17 protein-coding genes and 2 tRNA genes are annotated in these 22244 nt (G+C 67.4%); 9 read left to right on the plus strand and 10 right to left on the minus strand.

Going from position 1 to position 22244, the window contains the following annotated elements; all coding sequences use genetic code 11:
• The first annotated feature begins 347 nt into the window (after nt 1-347).
• Nucleotides 348-1574: a helix-turn-helix transcriptional regulator gene (locus tag O7620_RS17675; protein WP_278123879.1), complete on the plus strand. Its 1227-nt coding sequence runs from the start codon at nt 348-350 to the stop codon at nt 1572-1574.
• Between the two features lie 6 nt (nt 1575-1580).
• On the opposite strand, the gene O7620_RS17680 is transcribed toward O7620_RS17675, so the two are convergent.
• A complete protein-coding gene (locus O7620_RS17680; protein WP_278123881.1) occupies nt 1581-2261 on the minus strand; it encodes a YdcF family protein in 681 nt (226 codons plus the stop codon).
• 162 nt (nt 2262-2423) lie between these two features.
• Between O7620_RS17680 and O7620_RS17685 the strand changes: the two genes are divergently transcribed.
• On the plus strand, nt 2424-3308 hold the full coding sequence (locus O7620_RS17685) for a hypothetical protein (protein ID WP_347403774.1): 885 nt from the start codon (nt 2424-2426) through the stop codon (nt 3306-3308).
• Here O7620_RS17685 and O7620_RS17690 read toward each other — a convergent pair.
• The 3 genes from O7620_RS17690 to O7620_RS17700 all read right to left on the minus strand — a co-directional run bounded on the left by O7620_RS17690 (nt 3298) and on the right by O7620_RS17700 (nt 4174).
• Nucleotides 3298-3594: a DUF4326 domain-containing protein gene (locus O7620_RS17690; RefSeq protein ID WP_192580191.1), complete on the minus strand. Its 297-nt coding sequence runs from the start codon at nt 3592-3594 to the stop codon at nt 3298-3300. The two genes, O7620_RS17685 and O7620_RS17690, sit on opposite strands and share 11 nt — an antisense overlap.
• A 167-nt stretch (nt 3595-3761) precedes the next feature.
• Nucleotides 3762-3837, minus strand: a tRNA-Lys gene (locus tag O7620_RS17695).
• A gap of 40 nt (nt 3838-3877) precedes the next feature.
• Nucleotides 3878-4174, minus strand: coding sequence for a DUF6582 domain-containing protein (locus O7620_RS17700; RefSeq protein ID WP_278123883.1), 297 nt, complete (start codon nt 4172-4174; stop codon nt 3878-3880).
• A 167-nt stretch (nt 4175-4341) separates the two neighbouring features.
• Here O7620_RS17700 and O7620_RS17705 point away from each other — a divergent pair, with 167 nt between their 5' ends.
• Nucleotides 4342-5529 carry a DUF1996 domain-containing protein gene (locus tag O7620_RS17705; RefSeq protein WP_278123885.1) on the plus strand — a complete coding sequence of 396 codons (1188 nt, stop codon included), beginning with the start codon at nt 4342-4344 and terminating at the stop codon, nt 5527-5529.
• A gap of 45 nt (nt 5530-5574) precedes the next feature.
• Here O7620_RS17705 and O7620_RS17710 read toward each other — a convergent pair whose 3' ends face one another.
• Nucleotides 5575-8277, minus strand: coding sequence for a ricin-type beta-trefoil lectin domain protein (locus O7620_RS17710; RefSeq protein ID WP_278123886.1), 2703 nt, complete (start codon nt 8275-8277; stop codon nt 5575-5577).
• A 689-nt stretch (nt 8278-8966) separates the two neighbouring features.
• Here O7620_RS17710 and O7620_RS17715 point away from each other — a divergent pair.
• The 3 genes from O7620_RS17715 (at nt 8967) to O7620_RS17725 (ending at nt 14130) form a co-directional block, all read left to right on the plus strand.
• A complete protein-coding gene (locus tag O7620_RS17715; RefSeq protein WP_278123888.1) occupies nt 8967-9224 on the plus strand; it encodes a DUF3311 domain-containing protein in 258 nt (85 codons plus the stop codon).
• Complete coding sequence (locus O7620_RS17720; RefSeq protein ID WP_278127044.1) at nt 9224-10888, plus strand: sodium:solute symporter; 1665 nt, start codon at nt 9224-9226, stop codon at nt 10886-10888. The genes O7620_RS17715 and O7620_RS17720 overlap by 1 nt, the downstream gene beginning before the upstream one ends.
• A gap of 119 nt (nt 10889-11007) precedes the next feature.
• Nucleotides 11008-14130: a hypothetical protein gene (locus O7620_RS17725; protein ID WP_278123889.1), complete on the plus strand. Its 3123-nt coding sequence runs from the start codon at nt 11008-11010 to the stop codon at nt 14128-14130.
• Nucleotides 14131-14650: 520 nt separating this feature from the next.
• Here the strand turns inward: O7620_RS17725 and O7620_RS17730 are convergent.
• The 3 genes from O7620_RS17730 to O7620_RS17740 all read right to left on the minus strand — a co-directional run bounded on the left by O7620_RS17730 (nt 14651) and on the right by O7620_RS17740 (nt 18633).
• Nucleotides 14651-15598, minus strand: coding sequence for a hypothetical protein (locus O7620_RS17730; RefSeq protein WP_278123891.1), 948 nt, complete (start codon nt 15596-15598; stop codon nt 14651-14653).
• A gap of 230 nt (nt 15599-15828) precedes the next feature.
• Nucleotides 15829-17580 (minus strand): exonuclease domain-containing protein, encoded by a 1752-nt coding sequence (locus O7620_RS17735; RefSeq protein ID WP_278123893.1) that lies wholly within the window; start codon nt 17578-17580, stop codon nt 15829-15831.
• A 231-nt stretch (nt 17581-17811) separates the two neighbouring features.
• Nucleotides 17812-18633, minus strand: coding sequence for a DUF4041 domain-containing protein (locus O7620_RS17740; RefSeq protein WP_278123895.1), 822 nt, complete (start codon nt 18631-18633; stop codon nt 17812-17814).
• Between the two features lie 156 nt (nt 18634-18789).
• On the opposite strand from O7620_RS17740, the gene O7620_RS17745 reads away from it, so the two are divergent.
• Both O7620_RS17745 and O7620_RS17750 read left to right on the plus strand, forming a co-directional pair.
• Nucleotides 18790-19620 (plus strand): IS5 family transposase, encoded by an 831-nt coding sequence (locus O7620_RS17745; protein ID WP_278122041.1) that lies wholly within the window; start codon nt 18790-18792, stop codon nt 19618-19620.
• The gene (locus O7620_RS17750; RefSeq protein WP_278122040.1) at nt 19617-20024 is read left to right on the plus strand and encodes a hypothetical protein; all 408 of its coding nucleotides are present in this window, start codon (nt 19617-19619) and stop codon (nt 20022-20024) included. Before O7620_RS17745 ends, O7620_RS17750 begins: the two co-directional genes overlap by 4 nt.
• On the opposite strand, the gene O7620_RS17755 is transcribed toward O7620_RS17750, so the two are convergent.
• Nucleotides 20021-20470 carry a hypothetical protein gene (locus tag O7620_RS17755; RefSeq protein WP_278123896.1) on the minus strand — a complete coding sequence of 150 codons (450 nt, stop codon included), beginning with the start codon at nt 20468-20470 and terminating at the stop codon, nt 20021-20023. The genes O7620_RS17750 and O7620_RS17755 overlap by 4 nt on opposite strands.
• A 557-nt stretch (nt 20471-21027) precedes the next feature.
• On the opposite strand from O7620_RS17755, the gene O7620_RS17760 reads away from it, so the two are divergent.
• Complete coding sequence (locus tag O7620_RS17760; RefSeq protein WP_278123897.1) at nt 21028-21912, plus strand: hypothetical protein; 885 nt, start codon at nt 21028-21030, stop codon at nt 21910-21912.
• Between the two features lie 202 nt (nt 21913-22114).
• On the opposite strand, the gene O7620_RS17765 is transcribed toward O7620_RS17760, so the two are convergent.
• Nucleotides 22115-22190 (minus strand) — tRNA-Lys (locus tag O7620_RS17765).
• Nucleotides 22191-22244 lie beyond the last annotated feature (54 nt).

Consider the following 22244-nt stretch of genomic DNA (forward strand, 5'->3'; position numbering starts at 1 on the left):
GAGCGGCGGGCTCGCCGGGGGAATGGCGAGCCCGCCGCCGCATCACGGCGGCTGGGAGCAGGCCGCCGATCACCCACCCACGCAGCCCTCATGGCGGTACGCAGGCGGGGAGAACACCGAGACAGTTCGTTCCAGGACGGGCCGAGCCTGCGGCCCAAATCCGTGGTGTGGTGCGCCGCTCATCGATCCCTCCATCTGCAGCTCCCTGTTAGTCATCCCTGACACCGGCATCGACACGCGCCGGTGATCTGGGGTGAACTGAACGTAGGGGCGGTCCGTCCGGAGGACCGGGAAAATCCGTACCGGGTCCGGCGGTCTTCAGCGGGCAGGGTGATGGTGTGCGAGGGATGACGGACGACATGACGATCGGCCAGCGCGTCGCCTTCTACCGGCGTCGACGAGGGCTCTCCCAGGAGGTGCTGGCCGGTCTGGTCGGCAAGACGCAGGAGTGGTTACGCAAGGTCGAGACGAACCGGGCAGACCTCGATCGGCTGTCGGTCATCCGCGCGATCGCCAAAGCCCTCGACGTGTCCCTCGGCGACCTGATCGGTGCACCGAGCCTGTTCGAGTGGTCGGACGACTCAGGACGCGAGACCATCCCGGCCTTGCGGGCCGCGCTTCACGACTATCGTCACCTCGCGCCGACGCTGGCCAGCACGGGGGACGTCGAGGCCCCCGCCCTGCGCGAGATCGAGAACGACGTCGCCGAGATCTGGACCGCCTACCAGCACTCGCGGTACGGCACCCTCGCCCGCCGGCTGCCCTACCTCATCCACGACTGCCTCACCGCCACCGAGGCGTACGACGGAGACGATGGCCAGCGAGCGCACGCGATGACCGCCTACGCCCACCAGCTCGCCGCGTTGTTCCTCACCAAGCTCGGCGAAGGTGACCTCGCGTGGACCGCCGCCAGCCGAGGTCTGGCCGCCGCCAACGCCAGCCACGACCACGTCGTCATCGGCTCGCTCAGCCGCTCCGCCGCGCACTCGCTGGCGTCCATTGGCGAATATGCGCAGGCTCGTGGCCTCGCCGCCACGGCGGCGCAGTTCCTGGAACCACGGCTCGCCAAACCCACTCCGCAGCTGCTGTCGGTCTACGGCAGCCTGCACCTCGTCTGCGCGCTGGCCGCAGCCCGAGACGACGACCGCGCCTCCGCCGACACCCACATCGCCGAGGCCGACGCCGCCGCACAGAGACTCGGTGCCGACGGCAACCACGTGTGGACCGCGTTCGGGCCGACCAACGTGTCGATCCACAAGACGACCGTGGCGATGGAACTCGGCGACGTGCAACGCGCCATCGCCATCGGCGCCCCACTCGACACCAGCACCGTGCCCGTCGAGCGGCAGGTTCGACACGCCATCGAAACCGCCCGCGCCCTTGCCCGGTGGAACCGCATCGATGACGCGCTCGCCGCGCTCCTGAACGCAGAGATCATCGGCGCTGACCAGGTGCGCTACCACCAGCTCTCCCGCGACCTCGTTCGGGATATCCTCACCCGCCCCCGGCCGCCCCGACTGGCCGTCGAACTCAGCGACCGGATGGGCGTCCGGTCGGGAGGGCCGCGCTGGTAACTGAACTCAGATCAGCCGGCTCGTGTAGCCAGCCGCCACCAGGCGCTCAAACGCCGCCCGTACCTCGTCCGGCATCTCCTGCGGGATCGCGAAGCCGCGCTCGGCGTACACCTCGATCCGCTGCGTGTCGCCGACCAGCATGTCCACCACCCGCCGCGGGTCGCCGATGCTGCGCACGTAGTCGTTCAGTTCGAGGGGGTTCGACGCGCACACCACATCAACCTCCGGCCATATCAGCCTGCACGTGGCGTAGGCCCGACGCTGCTGGTAGGGCCGCGACATGATCAGCACCGACTGCACCGGGATCCGGTGTTCAGTCAGGATCTGACGCGAGTACTCCAGGTTTTGAGCGGTGTTCGTGGCACGCGACTCCACGAGGATTGCTTCCGCGGGTACGCCCTGCTCGATCGCGTACTCGCGGTAGTGCACCGCTTCTCCCCTAGGAAACCGTTCGACGGTCGTCGGGGCGTTCGCGCCGGTGAACACGATCCTTGGGAACAGGCCCTCGCGGAACAGTCGCGTCGCGATGACCGCGACGCCGAGGTCATGACTTCCCAGCCCGATTCCCACGGTGCACGGGCGCAACTCGTGGTGCAGGTCGTGGTAGCGCCACAGCCTCTCCACGTCCGCCCGGATCGCGTCAGGGATCACCTCGGCAGGTGCCGCCGCACGCCGGTTCATCAGCACCTACCAGTCCGGTCCGCGCTGGGTTCCCTCATGGCGCCAGCGTAGGGCAACGGCAGAGGCTGAGAGGTGGGCCCTCGCCCTACCGGCTAGCGCCCAATCCCCGCAGATGTGAAACTGTCTATGTAACTAAGTGTGTCCTGGTAGCCGCACTCTGCGACGTGGGTGGTGCCGTTGGAACAGCTTCCGTTGTGGGGACTGAGCACCGACGAAGATCCGAGACCGAAGCCGGTCCTGGCACGACCAGCAAAACTCCGCCTCCTGATCACAGTGAAGGCGGCACCCAACCTCTCCGCGCGGTACGGGGAGACGGTCTGCGTGGGGGCACTGGGCATGGACCCGCCCTGGACCGGTTGGATCCGCCTCTACCCGTTCCACTACCGAGACCTCGACGACGACGGCACGTTCCACAAGTACGACATCATCCACGTCGAGGCACTGCCAGCCAGGCAAGACCAGCGGCGCGAGAGCTGGAAACCGATCGTGGACACCATCACCACCGAGCGGCACCTTGCCAGTCGGCAGGCGCGTCGAAACCTCCTCGATCCGCTCGTCGAAGACTCCATGTGCCGGCTCAACAAACAGGCCCGCGACGACCGGAGCGCACGATCGATCGCGCTGATTCGCGTGGTCGACATCTCGGCGCTTCAGGTCAGGCGGCATCCCGGCTGGTCGGCGGAGGATCGCAAGAAGATCGCCGCGTATTTCAACCAGCTCGACCTGCTGGAACCGGCCAAGCGCAGCCCACTTCAAGCACCACGCTTCACCGGCGCCTACCGCTACCGATGCGCAGACCGTCATTGCCGCGGTCACCGGCAGACACTCTGGGACTGGGAGTTCGTCGCCCTACAACGCCGTCTGAACCAGCTCAGCGACGCGGAGGCTGCTGAGCATCTGAGAAACAAGTTCCTCAACCAGCTCAGCGCCGCTGACCGCGACGTTGCCTTCTTTGTAGGCAACCAAGCGGCAAGACCCCAGTCCTTCAGCATCGGCGGTGTCTACGCACCGAGGCGCCCAGTTGCTGGACGCCGACCGCACCTCAACCGATGATGTCGGCCAGCACGTCGGCATGACACGCATCCTCGACGCGGCACCAGCACGCCAACTGCTTCCCCGTGAGCTCTCGACGCGCCCGGTCAACCAGGGCCGGCTGCCCCACAAGCCACTGCCGATAGAGGCGTAACGCCTCCGCCCGATCATGCTTTCGCAGGCTGAACGGATTGGCCCAGGGAGAACGCCGCAACCCGAAGCCCTGCCGCCCCACATACACGGCACCGGGCGGCACCACCGGGTGATAGAGGTCCCCCTGCACGCGAACCCGCAGCTGTCCCCCCACGCCACCAGCGTAATCACCAACGACTGACTGCTCGAAGAAGCGCAGCGGATGCCTCAGCAACGCCAGCCCGGTCCAACCGCTTCCGAACTCGCGCCGAGCGACCCACCCGGCGTACGCGAAAAAGGCCCCCACCCGGGTGTGAACCACCAGGTCAGGGCCTTGATCGTTGGTGCGCCGCCAGGGACTCGAACCCCGAACCCGCGGATTAAGAGTCCGCTGCTCTGCCAGTTGAGCTAGCGGCGCTCGCTGACAACGACGAGCACGCTAACACGCCTCGGATCGCTCAGTGCGCGGGGTTCGGCGTGTGCGGCAGTCGACCGAGTTGGTGCCAGTTCGTCTCCGCGACCTCGACGCCGTAGTGCTCCGCGGCGGCGAGGATGTTCTGGAAGGCCAGGTCGCGGTCCTTGTCGGTGACGCCCTGCACCTGGTCGAAGCGGGCGATGGCGTTGCGGACGTGGCCCGCGTCGGTCATCGGCTCCTTGCGTTTACCGGGAAACGCGAAGACGGTCTCCGGCAGCTCGCGCTTGTCCTTGTCGGTCAGGCCGCCGTGCTTCTCGTGGGGCTTCCAGGTTGACTTCATCGTCCACCATTACCCACTTGTCGTCCGGTCGCACCACCGGACCCCGAGGTCGGGCCGGGTTCTTTAAGGGAGGTTTAAAGACCTGTCTCGCGCGGGCGGCGAGCGCCTACCATACGGCGGCCGTGACCGTTCGGGTCAGCCTGTCGTCTGCTCTGTGGGAGTGACCTGTGTCGTACGAAGGCCCGCCGCCGTCACGTCATCGTTCCCCGGGGTGGCTCGCCCGCAAGAAGCTGAGCGTGGCCGCGGGCGCGGCTGTCGTGCTCGTCGTCGCGGCCGGGGCCGTGTACCTGGGCAATGGCGCGGTGCAGCCCGAGCCGTCGAACGCGGCCAACGCCCTCGAATACCCATCGCCGTCGGCCGGGCAGGCTCAGTCGCCCGGAGCGGCGGTGTCGGCCGCCGCGACACCGTCGGTCTCCACGACACCATCGACCGGCGCGACGCCGACCGCTGCCGCACCGACAACCCCCAGGACCGGCTGGGTTCCCGTCGACAGTGCGGCCTGGAAGGCGCAGGCCGACGCGTACCGGGCGTTGAAGATCGACCCCGCCCCGGCCGGCGTCGGCAACCTCCCGGAGTTCCGGGCGGACTGCCAGTACAGCCACCGACTGCCGGACGACCCGATCGTCGCTCCCGGCCTCCCGGGCGCCTCACACATGCACTCGTTCGTCGGCAACAAGGCCGTCGACGCGAACACCGTCGCCGGGGACCTGACCACGTTCACGGCCACGTCCTGCAAGCCGGTCCAGGATCACTCCGCCTACTGGGTGCCCACCCTCTACGACAACGCGACCGGGAAGCCGGTCGAGACCACGGGTTTCCGGGTCTACTACCGCTCGCTCGCGAAGAACTCGACCGGCCAGATGCCGATGCCCAACGGCCTGCGCATGATCTCCGGTGACGCCAAGAAGAAGAAGCCGACACCGCGTGGCGCGACCGGCCAGTTCTACTGCGCCTTCTACGGCCCCGGCGACCTCGACGGCGTCGCCCGCAGTACCAACGGCAACTGGCCGATCTGCGGGGGCGACGCGACGCTGCACTTCATGATGCAGTTCCCCGACTGCTGGGACGGCACGCACCTGGACAGCCCCAACCACAAGGACCATGTGGCGTACGGCAGCGGCAACTCCTGCCCGACCAGCCACCCGGTGCGGATCCCGGCGATCACCTTCGACATCCAGTACCCGGCCAAGGGCACCCCGGCGGGCTACTACCTCTCCTCCGACAAGGAGGGCAAGAGCGCCTCGTCGATGCACGGCGACGCCTTCGTCATGTGGGACGTCAACACCATGAACAAGCGCACCAAGAACTGTGTCCTCGGCCGCCGGACCTGCGACAACTACGGCTACCAGAAATAGCCGGGGCCAGGCCCGTGTCGGCCTGGCCCCGCGTTCCGGTGGTGCTCAGCTACGCAACGTCCACTGCTGGTTGGTGCCTCCGTTGCAGCTCCACAGGATGAGCTTCGTGCCGTTGGCGGTGGCGGCGCCGTTGGCGTCGAGGCAGAGCCCGGACTGGGCGTTCGTCAGGGTGCCGTTGGCGTTGACGTTCCACTGCTGGTTCAGACCGCCGTGGCAGTCCCAGATGATGACCGCGGTGCCGTTTGCCGTACCCGCCCCGGAGGCGTCCAGGCACTTGTTGCCGTACACGGTCAGCTGCCTGCTGCTGGTGTGGGTCCACCGCTGGTTCGTGCCACCGGAGCAGTCGTAGAGCTGCACCTGGGTGCCGTTGGTGGTGGTGGAGTTGGGCACGTCCGCACAGCGGCCGGACTGGCCGCCGACGAGCTGCCCGCTCCCGGTACCGCTGCCGCCGCCCTGCTGCTGCCGGACGATCGAGGTCGACTCCGCCGACCGGTTGCCCTGGGCGTCGACGACGAACAGCCGGTACTCCCCCTGGTTGGTCGGCACGGCGATGGACGTGGCGGTGCCACCCGCCCTGGTCATCGTCGGCCCGGCGGTGAAGGTGGTGGTGCCGGAGGGCGCCAGCCACACCGACCTGGTGGCATCGCCGGTGCTCCGGATCGGGATCGATGCCGTGGCGCTGGCGACGAACGTGCTGGCCGGCAGGACGTAGTTCGGCGCGGAGAAGGTGCTCGCCGGGATGATGTCCCGGTAGGCGTCCTCCAGGCCGGAGTTCACCGCGATGCCGTACGCCGTCGCCGGCCAGACGTAGTCGGAGGAGACCAGGATGTCGCCGATCGTGCTGTTCGGCAGGTTCTTGTTCGAGACCTTGTTGATCGGGCCGTAGATCTGCGTGATGGTCAGATCGTGCTTCCGGCCGAAGTCGTCGGAATTGATCATCCAGGTGACGTTCTTGTCGATGCTCAGGACGTTGTCCCGGAACGTCATGAACGCCGATCCCTCATCCGGGTGCAGCCCGTACTTGTGACCGGAGGGCACGCCCTGGAGGTAGTTGTTGGTGATCGTCGTACCGGGCTGAGCGCCGAGGGTGTAGATCGGTGCCGTGTCGCTCAGGCGCTGCACCGTGTCGATGATGTGGTTGTAGCTGATGGTGTTGTTCCGGGCCGTGGTGGTCGGCCGGTTCGGTGTGATCGAACCCGACGACCCGTCGAAGTTCCACCAGCCCCAGCCGAGGGTGATGCCCGACCACGGGGCCTTCTCGATCCGGTTGCGCTGGATGGTGAGGGTGTCGGCGAAGTACGCCGAGATCGGGCTGTGCCCGTTGAACAGCACCGCGCTGTCGTAGAGGTAGTTGTTCCGGATGTCGATGTTCTTCGGCAGCCCCTCGACCTGGGCGGAGTACTTCTCGTTGTTTGTCGACGTGCCGTCTCCGATGAAGACGTGCTGGGGATGCCCCACGGTGATGGCGGACCCGGCGATGTCACTGGTGTGGTTGCCGATCAACTGCGAGCCCTGCACGTCGTTGACCATGTTGATCCCGTCCGCGCCGGTGTGCTGGATCCGGTTGCGGTGCAGGAGGATCCCGTCGGCGTTCTGCACCTGGACGATGCCGGGAGTGACGTCGACGTTGCGGTAGTAGTAGACGTGGAAGTTGCCCTTGGCGTACACCTGGGCGCCGAGGTTGCCCTGCTGCGCCTGCTTGAAGGACGAGCCGGCGACGGTGAACAGGTTCCAGTCGGAGTGCCGCACCGTCAGGCCGGAGAACGTGATGTTGCGGGCGTGGTTGCTGGTCGAGGTGCCGGCGACGCGCAGCACGGTGGTCACGTTGTTCGGCGCGTAGACCGTCGCGGTCGCCATGTTCTCGCTGCTGGCCTTGTAGTAGTAGACCGTCCGGCTGCTCTTGTCGAAGTAGAACTCACCGGGGGTGTCCAGGAACTCGTAGGCGTTCATCAGCTTGTGGGTGCCGCCGACCTGGGCGTTGCCGTTGAACGCGCCCTGGGCGATGGCCGCGCCCGGCTGCTGGAACAGGGCGACCCGGTTCGCGCCGTCGGAACTCGTGGTCACCTGCCGGACGCCCACTATCGCCGTGGTCCAGGTGGTGCCCGTCTCGATCTCGATGTCGTCGTGGTTGCGGGCGATGGCGGGAAAGTCGTTCAGGTTGTATTTGGCGCCGTCACACTGCGACCCCGACTCCCACGCCCACGAGGCCTGACCGGCGGTGATGGTGTACGTCCCGGAACAGCCCGCCGAGCTGACCGTCTTCGACGCCATATACGCGCGCTTGTCATTGACGTAGAGCGCCCGCAGCTTGTTGGCGCGGTCCAGCGGGGCCTTCCAGATGTTGCCGCTGTGCTGGGTCCATCCGGTGACCTGCACACCGCCGTCGAGGACCGGCGTCTCACCGTTGTAGGCGGCGTAGCTGACCCGGAAGCCGTTGTAGCCGGAGTCGCTGGCACCGAACTCGATGGCGCTGCCGACCGGGTAGGTGCCGCCGCGCAGATACACGTTGATGTCGCCGGTCATGCTCGCGTTCATCGTGCGAACGACGTCGCGCGCGCGTTGGATCGTCCGGAACGGGGACGCCAGCGTGCCGGCGTTGGTGTCATTACCGTCGGGGGCGACGTAGTAGGTCGCCTGCACCGCAGCCGAGGCCGGCAGCTGATTGGCCAGCACGGCCGGCACCGTGGCGGCGACGACAGCCGCCACCGCCAGCAGTGCCGTTCGAGCGGTCGACACGATTGACCTCACGGACTGTTCCTCTCAGGTGCCGTCGACAGGGGATCCCGTGCGTATCGAGCGATGAGTACGGAAACAGCGACACCATCTCGGTCGGCGTGGCTTGTCGTCGCCCAACCGCACTCTCTTGTTAATCGCCTCGAAATCTTCCCGAAGCGTAGGTCACACGTGTGATGAATGCAACCATCGATCGTGGGACGTCTATGTATTTATGTGGACGTATTGCGTGAATCACCCTTGGCAGCGGTGCCCGGCCGATCGGTCGTCGGATGAATGCGCGGACGCCGGGCACGACACCGGGCCGGGGCGCGACCTCCGCCCCGGCCCGGCCCTCCTTATCGGACGGTGAAGGTCGCCAGTCGCAGCGGGGAGTCGATCACCAGGTACACGTCGTGGGTGCCGGCCGCCCGGGCCACCTCGGCGACGCCTGTCCGGATTACTGAATTGCCGCTTCATTTCTTACCGAGGTGTTGACAGGTACTGCATTAAAGTGTCCGTCCAGTGCCGAGCACAGGCCACCTGACCAGCGCCGGAGTCCTCCCGAATAGACTTTTCGTGACCGTCGTCGCAATGCCGGTGACACCGCAGGCCGCCTGTTTAAAATCTCTCTCCGGCTGGGACTCGACGTTCGGCCGGTGCACATTTCCCCATTGTTGCGTGACGAATCCCGTCACCACGCTTCGACGAAACGAGATGCCATCATGAGTGAACCGCCCGTGACACCGGAGCCACCCGGCGCCGCGCCGCCGTCGCGCGAGGCGACCGACCGCAGCCCCTGGAACTGGCTGCTCTTCCTCCCGATCGTGGTGCCGCTGGTCCCCGCACTGTTCAACATGGACTCGCCCCGCCTGTTCGGCTTTCCCGCCTACTACTGGCTCCAGTTGGCCTTCATCGTGCTCGGTGTGGCCACCACGAGCGTTGTCTACCGGATGACCAGGGACCGGGCGGTGACGTCGTGATGTGGCGGGATCACCTCACCGAGATCATCGTCTTCACGGTGCTCTTCCTGCTGGTCAGCGGGATGGGCTTCCTGGCGGCGCGGTGGCGGGCCCCGAAGGACATGGCCCATCTCGACGAGTGGGGTCTGGGTGGGCGCACCTTCGGCGGCTGGATCACCTGGTTCCTGGTCGGCGGCGACGTCTACACGGCGTACACCTTCGTGGCGGTGCCGGCACTGCTGTTCGGTGCCGGTGCGGCGGGGTTCTTCGCCGTGCCGTACACGATCATCGTCTACCCGTTGGTCTTCCTGGTGCTGCTCCGGCTCTGGTCGGTGTCGCACCGGCACGGGTTCGTCACGCCGGCCGACTTCGTCCGGACCCGGTTCGGCTCGCCGACCCTGGCGCTGATCATCGCGATCACCGGTATCGCCGCGACCATGCCGTACATCGCGTTGCAGCTGGTCGGCATCGAGGCGGTGCTCAAGACGATGGGCGTCACCGGCGACAGCACGGTCGCCCGGCACCTGCCGATCATCATCGCGTTCGCCATCCTCGCCGCGTACACCTACCAGTCGGGGCTGCGCGCGCCCGCGTTGATCGCGTTCGTCAAGGACAGCCTGATCTACATCGTCATCCTCGTGGCGGTGATCTACCTGCCGTACAAGCTGGGCGGCTGGGGCAAGATCTTCGACGCGGCGGACGCCAAGTTCGCGGCGACGCCCGCGCCGGGTGACGGCATTCTGCTGAACCAGAACAACCAACTGCAGTACGTGACGCTGGCGCTGGGCTCGGCACTCGCGCTGTTCCTCTACCCGCACACCCAGACCGGCGTCCTGGCCAGCCGCAGCCGTGCCGTGATCAAGCGGAACATGTCGGCGCTGCCCGCGTACACCCTGCTGCTCGGGCTCATCGCGCTGCTCGGCTACATGGCCATCGCGGCCGGGGTGAAGCCGCTGCCCGGGGCCAAGGAGGGCACGGTCGACAGCAACACCGTCGTGCCGCTGCTGTTCGACCACACCTTCCCGGACTGGTTCGCCGGCGTGGCGTACGCGGCGATCGGCATCGGCGCGCTGGTCCCGGCGGCGATCATGTCGATCGCGGCGGCGAACCTGTTCACCCGCAACATCTACAAGGAGTACCTGAAGAAGGACGCCTCGGCGGCCCAGGAGGCGAAGGTCTCCAAGGTCGCCTCGCTGGTGGTGAAGGTCGGCGCGGTCGCCTGCATCGTCTTCCTCGACCCGCAGTTCTCCATCGACCTCCAGCTCATCGGCGGCGTCATCATCCTGCAGACGCTGCCGGCCGTGGCGCTGGGCCTCTACACCCGCTGGTTCCACCGCGGCGCGCTCATCGCCGGCTGGGTGGCCGGCATGGGCCTGGGCGTCTGGATGCTCTACCAGATCCCGAACGCGGCGACGAAGCGCGCGCACTTCGGCGGGTCGGCGTTCCCGCTGGAGAAGTTCGGCTTCGACACCCCGAAGACGATCTACGTCGGCATCGTCGCCGTACTGGTCAACCTGGCGGTCGCCGCACTGGCGACGCTCGCGCTGAAGGCGGGCCGGGTGCCCGACGGCACGGACGGCACCAGCCGCAGCGACTACTTCGCCGACGAGGGCGACGAGAAGCTCGTCCCGGCACCGCGCCAGGACAGCGACGAGGTGACGGTCGAGCCTGCTCCCCAGGTCTGAACCACCGATGGGGTGCCCGTGGCGTCCGCACGGGTGCCCCATCGCCCCGGCCAGGGGGCGTCGACCTGCGCGTCAGCGCGGTTTCAGCACGCTTTCAGGCCGCTCAATACGTTCGCGGCATGACAATCATGCATTCCCCGCGCGCGAGGCGCGGGACCGCGGTGGTCGCGATGATCGCGGTCACGGCGGCAGGCGTGCTGGTCGGCGGACCCGCGTGGGCCGACCCCGTCGGTGTCCCCGTCCCCCAGGCGGCGCTCACCGACCGGGCCTTCGGTCAGGTCGCCGAGATCCACATCCAGGGACCCGATCGGATCAAGGCCGTCGCGCTGTCGGCCGAGTTCGTCCAGTGGCACCGGCTGCACCCGAACGCCACGGCCGAACAGGCACAGGCCCAGCTCACCGCACGCAAGCAGCTGCTCTACAGCTCGCTGACCGCGTTCGACCTCCTGGCACCCGAACAGGATCTGCTGCTCAGGTCCGTCGACATCCTGCTCGGCACCCCCGGCGGCGACACCCGGACCGCACCGGAGATCACCGGCCTGGTCGGGTCCGTGATCGGCAGGACGGTCGAACCGTGGGACACCCGCGAGGAACTCGCATCCGGAGCGCTGCGTACCGCCCAGTGGCTGCGCGGCCGCGACGACGCTCTCGCCGCGGTGTGGTCGGCCCTCCGACAGGCGGGAGCAGCCAGCGCGCCGGTCGCCACCGCCTGGAACGCCGTACTCGGTGCGCCGTTCGGGGTGGACGTCACCAGCACCTACGAGGAACTTGAGCAGGATCCCGGGCTGTCGCACGTGGACCTCGACGCGATCCTGGCGTTGCAGGGCGACTCGGTGGCGTACGTCGCGGCGGCGAAGCAGCAGTTGGCCTCGCTGCACGCGCAACTGCTCGGCCTGAGCCTGGAGATCCGCCTCGAGATCGGCGAGAACAACCGCAAGTGCCCGCCGGAGGGTCCGCCGAGCGCCGAGTGCACCGCGGCGGCCAAGAAGGCCGCCGAGGATCGGAACAAGGACCGGCAGCAGACCATCTCCGACATCAAGGCCGGGGTCGGCATGGTGTCCACCATCATCGGGTTCGCCGACCCGGACGCCGGCAAGAAGTCCAAGGTGATCGGGGAGGCGGTCCTCAGCACGATCAGCGCGATCTCCACGTACGCGGCGGCGATCGCCGGCCGTGGCCTGGCGGGCTCGATCTTCAGCACCGCGACGTTGGCGATGACCGGCAACATCTTCGGTGCCGTGATGTCCGTCGTCGGCCTCTTCGGCAGCAGCGCGCCGTCGCTGGACGCGCAGATCCTCGCCCAGGTCAAGGCCCTGCGCGACGAGGTGCGGGCGCTCGGCGACGAGATGCGCGCCAGCTTCGCGCGGGTCGAGGCCCAGATCAACACGGTGTACGCGAACATGATGGCCCAGTTCGACAAGCTGAACGCCGCCATCGCCGGCAACACCGCGCAGATCACCCTCGTCCAGCAGCAGGTCGCCCAGCTCGGTCTGCGGCTGGAGGACATCGCCGCGACCGTTCTCGCCGCGATCGGCGACGCCACCCTGCACGACGCCCGCGCCGACATCAACAAGTACGTCGGCTACCTGGAGAACTTCGGTCAGCCGATCCCGACGTACAACGAGTTCGTCGGCCCGGAGAACGAATTCCATCTGACCGCCACGCAGCTGGCCAGCGGCGCCGCCTTCGTGGTGCCCAAAACCGACGCCGACAACCCGGCGATCGACCCGACCACCGTGCTCAACAGCTTCGGCGAGGCCCGGTCGATCAACTACCTGGGCCGGATCGCCAGCGGCCGTGACCCGTCGATGGTCGAACCGTCCACGCCGGTCGGCAACCCGACGGTGTGGAACCTCGGCGCGCAGGCGTACGCGATGGTGATGCTGCAGAACCCGACGTACGCCGCCCAGGTCAGCGCCAGCCGCGCGGCGCAGATCGAGGCGGAGGGCACCCGCATCGCCGACCTCGCGGCCAGCTTCGGTCGACCCGTCAACGGCAACGCCAACGGCCTGATCACGGGGCTGGTCGACGAGTACGTCGGCGCCACCAACGAGCTGTCGACCGCGTTGGCCGCCTTCCGGACCAACGAGGTCCAGGTCCGCTGGGAGCCGGACGCCAACGGCGTGCAGGTGAGGACGCCGAAGAACTACGACCTGTTCTGGGACGAGGACAAGCCGCTCGCTCCGGCACCGGCGAAGGCCGACGAGGCGATGGTGCCGTCGTGCAGCGGCACCAGGCAGATCGACCGGCCCAGCAACGTCCGCTACGACCTGATGTCGAACGTGGTACGGACGCTCCACTACGCGTACACGCCGCGCCTCGACGAGCCGCCGGCGGGCGTACGGGAATTGCCGGAGGTGGGGTACTGCTACACACCGAGCTGGGTCTACACGCGTACGACGGGCTACGGCACCGGAGTGATCCGCCACTACGGCAAGCTGCGGTTGCAGATCCACAGCCGGTTCCGGCTGAACTCGACCGGGACCTGGCAGAACTCGCGGACCGCCGACTACACCTGGCCCGACGAGCAGGTCTACCAGGTCGACTGCGAGCTGTTCAACTGTGACAGCGAGACCCCGCCCGAGCAGGCGCTGACCCAGAAGTGGCCGTCCGGGCGGTGGACCTTCGCGAGCGCCGCGACCGCCGTGGACAACACGGCGCTCAACGCCTCGCTGACACCGACCCTGCGCGGTTTCCTGCAGGCCCGGCAGAAGTCCATGTACGACCGGGTCCGGGACCTGAGCACCCAGGTGAGCGGGCCGGTGCCCGCCGCGCTGAAGAAGCTGAACACGGCGGCGCGGCTGCTCCAGGCGTACACCCGGTTGGGTCTGCCCAACGCCCTCGACTCGGACGACGTGCTGTCCGCGAACCTGTTCGGGCAGTACCAGATTCCGGTGAACATGCCGACCGATGCCAAGATCGGCAACGCCTACGCCAGGGCGAGCGGGAACTACACGCTCTGCGGGCCGCCCCCGTGTGCACCCGACCCCAGCCGCCCGCTACGCGACCAGGTCAGCCTCAAGCTGCCCTGCGAGCCCGCCGTCGACTCGTCCAACCTGCCCGGTGACCCCCTCGGCGACTGTCTGATCACCAGCGCGCGGTCCCGCGCCACCGCGCTGACGCAGCGGTACGAGGTCTGGGCGGACCAGATGACCGCCGGTCTGCACCACGAGCGGGTGCCGTGGATGAACGACACCCTCATGGGTCTGCGCATCACCACGCGTCTGACCCACGCCAGCTGACACCCGTGGTGCCGGCGCCTCCGGGCGCCGGCACCACTCGTGCCGACCGCCCTGCGCCCGGGTACACGAAAAAGGCCCCGGCCGGTGTGAACCACCAGGTCAGGGCCTTGCTCGTTGGTGCGCCGCCAGGGACTCGAACCCCGAACCCGCGGATTAAGAGCCAGCGTCGAATCGATGCCTCGCGTGCCCGCGCGTCCCACCAGTCCACGCATCGGCAGGTCTCGGCTGATCCCACCGGCAGCACGTACCACACAATCCATACGACGCCGACCCTGTCCACGGCGACCGAGCACCCGCCGAGCACCCGGATGTACGACCATCCGGTTTCCGGGAGTGTCAGCCATGAGCGGTCGATCAGCCGTTACGTGTACACGCCCATCGTCGGTGCCACCAACTCGAAGCGAGTAAGGTGACATCGCTCGCCAGCCCGCCAACACGATCAACAACCGAGTCGGTGGCCGGGGGTGTGCACACCATCTGGAATGTCGGACGTCGCGACGAGACCGACCCCAAGCGCCAGTCAGTCGAGGAACCCAATCACCGGACCCATACCGGTCAGAAGGCCGGCAGCACGACCGTAGCGGACCATCTCCTGGTCGAAGTTCGTGTGCTGGTCCCGCATGTGCGCGACGCCGGGGTCGTCCGGGAAGCCTCGGTAGGTGGTGAACATCGCTCCGGCGCGCTGCGCAGCCAACAACCCTGTCAGCGCCAACGCGCTCACGTCGATGACATTCGCGGACCAGGCCGCCTCGTCTCCGTGCATGCTCATGCTGTCCGACAGCCCCCAAGCGCGGGCGTGCGCAGCCCCGGACAGCAGGTCGTAGAGGGCGGGCAGGTCAGCGAACGCTTCCGTCACCAGAGTGCTGACCTTCGTGCCCGTCGAGGTCTCCTCGCCGCCGCGGACCACCCGCACGCCCTTGAGGCGTGTACCTGGCCGGTCAGCGATCGTCTCGATGCGCGCATCCTCCAGCCGGTCAAGGAGTCCCTGACGCCGCCGCTTGATGCCGTCGCCGGGCGCGGCCATGTATGCGGCTGAGGGAACCTGCTGGGCGGCCCTGATCGCGAGGGTCGCGTCCTCGACCAGGAACGCGACGCCGCGACCCAGCCGGGTGGCGAACGGCTCGCCTTCGGCGAGCAGCCACCACAGCCATGACGCCGACTCGACGGCTCCGCGCGTCAAGGCTGCGTGCGCGTAGACGGGAGCGCCCGGCTCTCGCACGTGGGTCAGCAGTAGTCCAATGGCGCGTACGTGATCGGCGACGTGCACTCCCATGCTCATCGCGGTGAGCACGCAGTCGCGCCAGATCTGCCGGCGGGCCTGGGCACGGACCATCGTGTTGAGCGCCCGGTCGTCGCGGTTACACCACGCGTCCGGCGCCGGGGTGGCGTCATGCACGCGGGTCAGGGTCTGCTGCAACGTGTCGGCCTGCTGCTGACACGCGCGGGCCGCGCTCAGCAGCAGCCGCATGGCAGGATCCCCCTCACCATCCGCCACCATGAAGGGGCGAACGAGGTAATCGTGCACCTGAGCACCGGTCTGGCGCCTGCGGTTTCTGCGCCGGGCTGATCGTGGCTTTCATCCTGAGGCGGCGAGGTAGGTAAGCAGGGTTCTGGACAGCGGGGCCGCGCATCCGGTGTCGGAGCAGGGCTGATCGCAACTCCATATCGTGAACGCGAATCATTGACGGTTCGTCGCTGCTATGCGCCGGTAATGGCCTCACGCAGTCTGCGGAGGCGATCGAGGAGCTGAGGCGGCTTGGCCCCGGGAGCATGTCTCTGCCGCGCGAATCGTTCAAGCACGGCGACCTCGGCAGCGGGGTCGGCCAGTCGGGCGAATATGATGGCGGCCCTCTCGTAGAACCAGGGAGCCACCCCGTATCCCTTGATACGTGAGTCGTTCTCTACCGCGTCGATGCATCGGACGGTCAGGAGCAGCGCCGCGTGGATGTCGTTCTTCTGCATCGTCATGATCTGGTCCACGAGGGTGTGCGGCTGCTGGCCGTCGACCAGGCCGCCCGTCGTGGGCGCGCACCAGAGCGGTAGGGCAGTGCTGTCCGACCACGTACGGCCGTCTCCGCCGCTGACCTTCTCGGTCCAGCCCTGGCCGTCCCAGAATCGGTAGGTCCACCGCCCTGACGGGTCCAGGTACCAGCCAGCGATGACCTGCGGTACACGTTGAGTGGGCACGTGCGCCGCAGCGGCCGGTGTCGGCACCGTACGGGGCCCGGTCCCTTCGGCGCCCACGGCGGCGGCTGTACTGCCGGTCTGCTGGGATGCCAGGGAAGGCGTGGCGGCGGTCCCAAGCATGTCGTCGAGGGTCAGATCGGAGCGGATAGGTATGGCGAGGATGCGTGCTCGCGCTACCTTCGTGTTGTCCTGGTCAGCGGCAGCGACAACGGCGGTAACGACGTTGCGGGTCAGGTTCAGCGCCAGGACGAAGCCAGCCTGGGTGAGGCGATCGCGGACGTCAGCGGACACGGACGGGCTACACCAGACGCGTTGTCCCCTCTGCTTGGCGGCCTGGATGCGGTCCGTGTTCTCTATCTCGGGCGCGGTGAGGTCCGCGAAGTAGTCCGGTTCACCGAGAATTCGTGCGGCCGTGACGAGCTGCCGGTACTCGGTGCTGGTCAGGATGTCGTCGGCGAGTGCCACGTCCCGCAGTCCGTCGAGGTAGCGATGATGCAAAACGCGTACCTGCTGGGCGCCCATGCCGGACTGCCCGGCCAGTCGTGCCAGCGCCTTGGCTTCGACGCCGGTCAGTTTACCGTCGCTGAGTACGCTCCCGACGGCGGCGAGGTACGCCTCGGCCGAGGCGGGGTCGGCGTCGCCAGTGGAGTAGGGCAATTTTCCTAGCAACGACTGGATCCAACCGTCCGCGCCCTTGCGCAGGCCGGTGACCCGGGTACGTGGCCGGGCATGGCGCGGGTACCGCGGCAGCGGGACAGGAGCGGACGGGAACCGCAGGGCGGGCGCGTGGGCCAGGAGTCTGGGTAGAAGTTGGGCGGTTGCCCGGGTGTCACCGAGAGCGGTGTGGGCGTCATGCAGCTCGATGCCGTACACGGTGCAGCAGGACACGAGCTGGAAGTTCGGCGCGGCCAGGACCTGTCGGGCCAGCCGCAGAGTGCACACCGCCGGCAGGGGCGCGGTGCTGATGCCGACTCGAGCGAACTCCTGCGCGATGAACCCCTCCTCGAAGCGGGCGTTATGCGCCACCGCCACAGCGCCGTCGAGCCTGGACAGGATCTCCCCCGCCACGTCCGCGAACGTCGGCGCTCCGGACAGCATGTCTGCGGTGATGTGGTGGACGAAAGTCGGACCTGGGTCGCGGCCTGGGTCGACGAGGGTGGCCCACTCATCGACCACCCGACCTCCTTCGATGCGGACCAGGGCGATCTCCACGATCCGGTCGGACGTCGATGACAGCCCGGTCGTCTCCACGTCCACCACCACGAACGGGACCTCACCCAGGTCGACACCTTCCCTTCCGCCCGCTGACCCGTAGGCGAACAGTCCGACCGACGACATGTGTACCTCTCTATCTCAGCAATTCGGCTTGATCCTGGCCAGAGCGGCTGGCCCTCCAGCGACGGATGCTCATGGGTCACCAGAACGGCCGCGTGCACGAGTGATCCGTTGGACCAACCGGCTTAGCAGGCACCCGTCATCCAAGGCCTCGGCATGTCATGTGGTCGCGACTGGTTGCTCCTGCGCCTGGTTGAGGCTCTGCCGGTACTCCAGGGCCTCCGGGACCTCCTCGTACTGCAGCAGGCTGCCGGTCAACGCCAGCAGGTGTTCCTTGGCCTCCTCCGGCGTGGCGTAGAAGAACTCGCGACGGTGGTTGACCAGGTTGACCCGCCGGTCGGCCAGCCGTGCGTGCATTTTCGCCTCGATGCCGGCGGCGTCTTCGGAGAAGAACAGGGCGTGGACGTCGAAGTTGAAGGGCACCGAGGCGTCACTGAGTTCGCGTACCCGGTCCAGCGGGTCCAGGCGACGGGTCATGCCGACCTTGACCATCTTCTCGCCGAACGCGCCGAGGTTGGAGATCACGTACACGTAGCCGGCCCGGACGTTGGCGGCCCGCCGGTCGACGTCCTGGATCGCGGTGTCGATCTGGGTCAACCGGTCCTGCATCTGGGCGGCACCGTCGGCATCGCCCTTGGCCTGCAAGGCGGCCAGGGCGTTGGCGTAGTGCTGGCGTTCCTTGTCGAGCCGAGCACGTTCGCGTTCGATCTCCTGCTGGGCACGTCGCTCTTCGCGCAGCCGGGCCTTCTCTTCCCGTTCCCGTTCCTTCTCCTCGGCCAGCTTCTCCTGGCAGTCGGCGGTGAGTTCCAACTCCTTGACCCGCAGCCGGTGGTACTCCTCGGCGATCCGAATGTTCATCGTCTTGCCGAGCTTGGCGATGGTTGCCGCCACCTTCCCCAGCCGGTCGACGGCCGAGTCGAGCTTGTACGGCTTCAAACCCCGTACAAGGTTGTCCGCCTCGGCGTTGTAGGCGCGGAGCATGAGCTTTGAGAGGGCGGTCTGAGGATGTTCGACTTGATCTATGGCTTGCGTCCAGTTGGCGATCTTTCAGCGGGTTTCGTCGTATGGCGATCGCTCGATGTTGTGAAAGGTGAATCCTGGTCGTGACCGTCGAGCGGTCGCGGCGTTAGGCCCGTCATGGGTGATCGAAAGCCGTATCCCAGTGACGTCAGTGACGAGCAGTGGGCGTTGATCGGGCCGTTCCTGCGGGCGTGGAAGGCCAGGCGTGTCTCGGTCTCGGGTCATCAGGGCGACTACGACCTGCGGGAGATCGTGAACGCGATCCTCTACCAGAACCGGACCGGCTGTCAGTGGGCGTACCTGCCGCACGACCTGCCCCCGAAGTCGGCGACCTACTACTACTTCGCCCTGTGGCGTGACGACGGCACCGACCAGACGATCCACGACCTCCTGCGCTGCCAGGCACGGGAGAAGGCCGGCCGGGCCGAGGACCCGACCGCGGTCGTACTGGACACCCAGTCGATCCGGGCCGCGAACCACGTCCCGGCCGCCACGACCGGCAAAGACGCCGCGAAGAAGGTACCCGGCCGCAAGCGGGGCCTGGCCGTGGACACGTTGGGCCTGATCATCGCGGTCGTGGTGACCGCCGCGTCGGCCACCGACAACGCCATCGGCATCCATCTGCTCGACAAGGTCGTCGAACACACACCGACGGTCACCCGCGCCTGGGTCGACGCCGGGTTCAAACAGGACTTCGCGCTGCACGGCGCCGTCCTGGGTGTCGATGTCGAGGTCGTCAAACGCGCCGACACCAGGCCCGGCTTCGTGCCGATCCGCAAACGGTGGATCGTGGAGCAGACCCACGGCACGCTCATGCTCCACCGCCGTCTCGTGCGCGAGTACGAGAGCCGACCGGAATCGGCCGTGTCCCGAACGTTGTGGGCATCCACGGCGAACATCATGCGTCGGCTGACCGGGACCAGCACACCCACCTGGCGGCACCGGTGAACCTGCCCGCGATCCTCGACCTGATCGCCGAACGCGAAACCACCGCGCGCCAGGCCGCCGACCAGCTCCGCGAGAAGATCACCACCCTCACCGCAGAACTCGCCCGCATCGACAGCGACCTGGCCGACCTGGCAACCACCCGCACCACCCTGCGCACCCTCGCCGCCACCGAGTTCACAGCCGAGGACCCGACGATAGCCAGCGCCCCCTACCAGCAGATCCTGCACGTCCTCACCACCGCGCCCACCGGCATGCGGGCAAAGGGCATCTGCCTCGCACTCGGCGTCGAACCCTCACCGAAACACGTCGAAGCCACCCGCGCGAAGCTGAAACGCATGGTCAACCACCAGGTCCTGACCGAAGACGAACCCGGAATGTTCACTCTCGCCCCGAAACGGACCTAATCTTTCGAACCACCCTCTGAGAAGTCCCGGAGCATCACCCGGCCCTCGGCGGCCGAGCCGTTGACCGTCCATCCGGTGGCAGCCTTGACCGCTCCCCCATCCTTCCTGGTCATGGCCTTGATCTGGTCCTGAAGCCGGCTGAGCTGGCTCTGGTAGGCAACCGCGTCCGACAGGGGATGCCGGTACTGATAGACACCGGCTTCCTGCAGCAGTGCCGTCTCCTCGGTGACCACGATCTGCTGACGGAGACCGCGCAGGTATCGATCGAGTTCAGCCTTTTCAGCTTCGCCCTTCGTTGTCAGGTCCGCGATCTCACGACTGAGTCGAACCCGGTGCTGCTCGAGCTCGATCGCGGACAGCACGCCGAGCCGTGACATCTCCGCCCGTAGACCCGTCAGCTCAACGCGTACTTGATTGAGCTCGCCGCGGAGCTGCGCATTCTCCACCGCTAGCTCACGCGCCTTGCCCCGGGCACCGAACAGAGGAATGTCCGGACTTGCGTTGCGCTGCTGCGAGACAACGACTGCGGGAGCACCAGCAGCCTGCGGGGCGGCCGTGACGGGCTCCGTCGGGGCCGGAGCCGGCGAATCCGGGATCCATAGCTGCCACCCCGGCGGAGGAGGGCCCCAAGCGGGATCCGGTGTCCAGCCCGAAGGCGGGACCCATCCAGCAGGCGGCGTCGGCCAGTTCGGTGGTGCGTTGAAGCGGTATCCCATTGTTCCCCCAGGCTCGACCACGGCCCGACGACGGTAGCGCCGTAGCCCTCGGGCGGACATCGACGACTCAGATCGGCTGGTCAGCCATCCAGACGGCCACGAACGCCCGAGTGGGGACTTCAGTCTGGTTACCGACAGAAATGAGCGTCGGGAGACAAGTCAGCCGGAGCGGTGCGGGACGCCGTGGGCGGCCCGGGCCCGCACACACCCATTGGCATCTATCATTTTCTCACGTAAGGTCACCACCCAGTCACGTTAAGCGCAACGGACCGGGCGGCGACTTGCGGATGATGACCAACACCCACAGAGCCAACTGCGCAAACGCCCAGAGGCCGGGCTGCACATGCTCCGGCTGCGGGGGCTCACAACACGGCTGGCAGGGATGGACGACCCTCGCCGCCGACCGACCAGAGAAGCGCGACGACCGGCGGCGCGAACTCAAGGAGAAAGCAGAAGCGGACCAACGATCCGGACGCCAGAAGTTCAACGCCCACAACCGCCAGATCTACTTCGACCTCGCACGCCTGGACATCGCCGACTACCTGTGGGCCGCCGACAGCCGAACCAAGACCAACGGCCGGCTACCACGTGATGTTGAACCAACATCGACGTCATCAGACCTTGCCCGGATGGACACCCTTGCCCACCAGGTCATGAAGAACACGTGGCCCGAGATCTCAGCCGACATAGACAGCCTCGTCCGGAACGAGTCTGACGCCAGGGAGGTCAAGAAGCGCCTGGCAGATCACACATGGTGCAGCCTGCTGGTGGCCCTGATCCAGTCGATCGAGAAGATCAACAAGGGCGTCGACCTGCTGACGGATACCGCCAAGCAGTTCATCACCGACGCGTTGTCGCGGCGGTTCGATTCGGGGCTGCCCCGGCTGGTGACCGACGCCGTCATCCGCCTTGTCGTGGACAAGGTGTGGTCAGCCCTGGCGAGGCTGCTGGAGGCTCACTTTCCCCTTCTCGGAACAGACACCCTGCGCGTCCTGAGGATGCTGGCCATCTTCACCTGCCCCTCGGTCGAACACCACCCAGAGGTCTACAGGCACGCCGTCCGGCCGCTCATGGGCGACGCGCACGAGATCATCACGGACGAGATCAAGACGCACGTGGTCACCCTCTTCAGTGCGTGGTGGCGGCGGCGCGCCCCGGAAGCTCTGGCCTGACGCGCCCCGCACACACCCGGCGCCATCAACCCCGGAGAAGACCCAGCGGTGCGCGTCGGACGTACACGAGACCCGCGTTCAGTCCGGGCAACGCCGGCCCCGTCCAACGGCCCCCGAGCACCCACCGAGCCAACACCACCGATGGCCAGACACGAAAAAGGCCCCGACCCAGTGTGAACCACCAGGTCAGAGCCTTGATCGTTGGTGCGCCGCCAGGGACTCGAACCCCGAACCCGCGGATTAAGAGTCCGCTGCTCTGCCAGTTGAGCTAGCGGCGCTCGTCGGCAACGGAGAGAACATTAGCACCCGGCTGAGCCGGGCTCCAATTCGGT

The organism is Micromonospora sp. WMMD710 (assembly GCF_029626045.1).
Taxonomy (GTDB): domain Bacteria; phylum Actinomycetota; class Actinomycetes; order Mycobacteriales; family Micromonosporaceae; genus Micromonospora.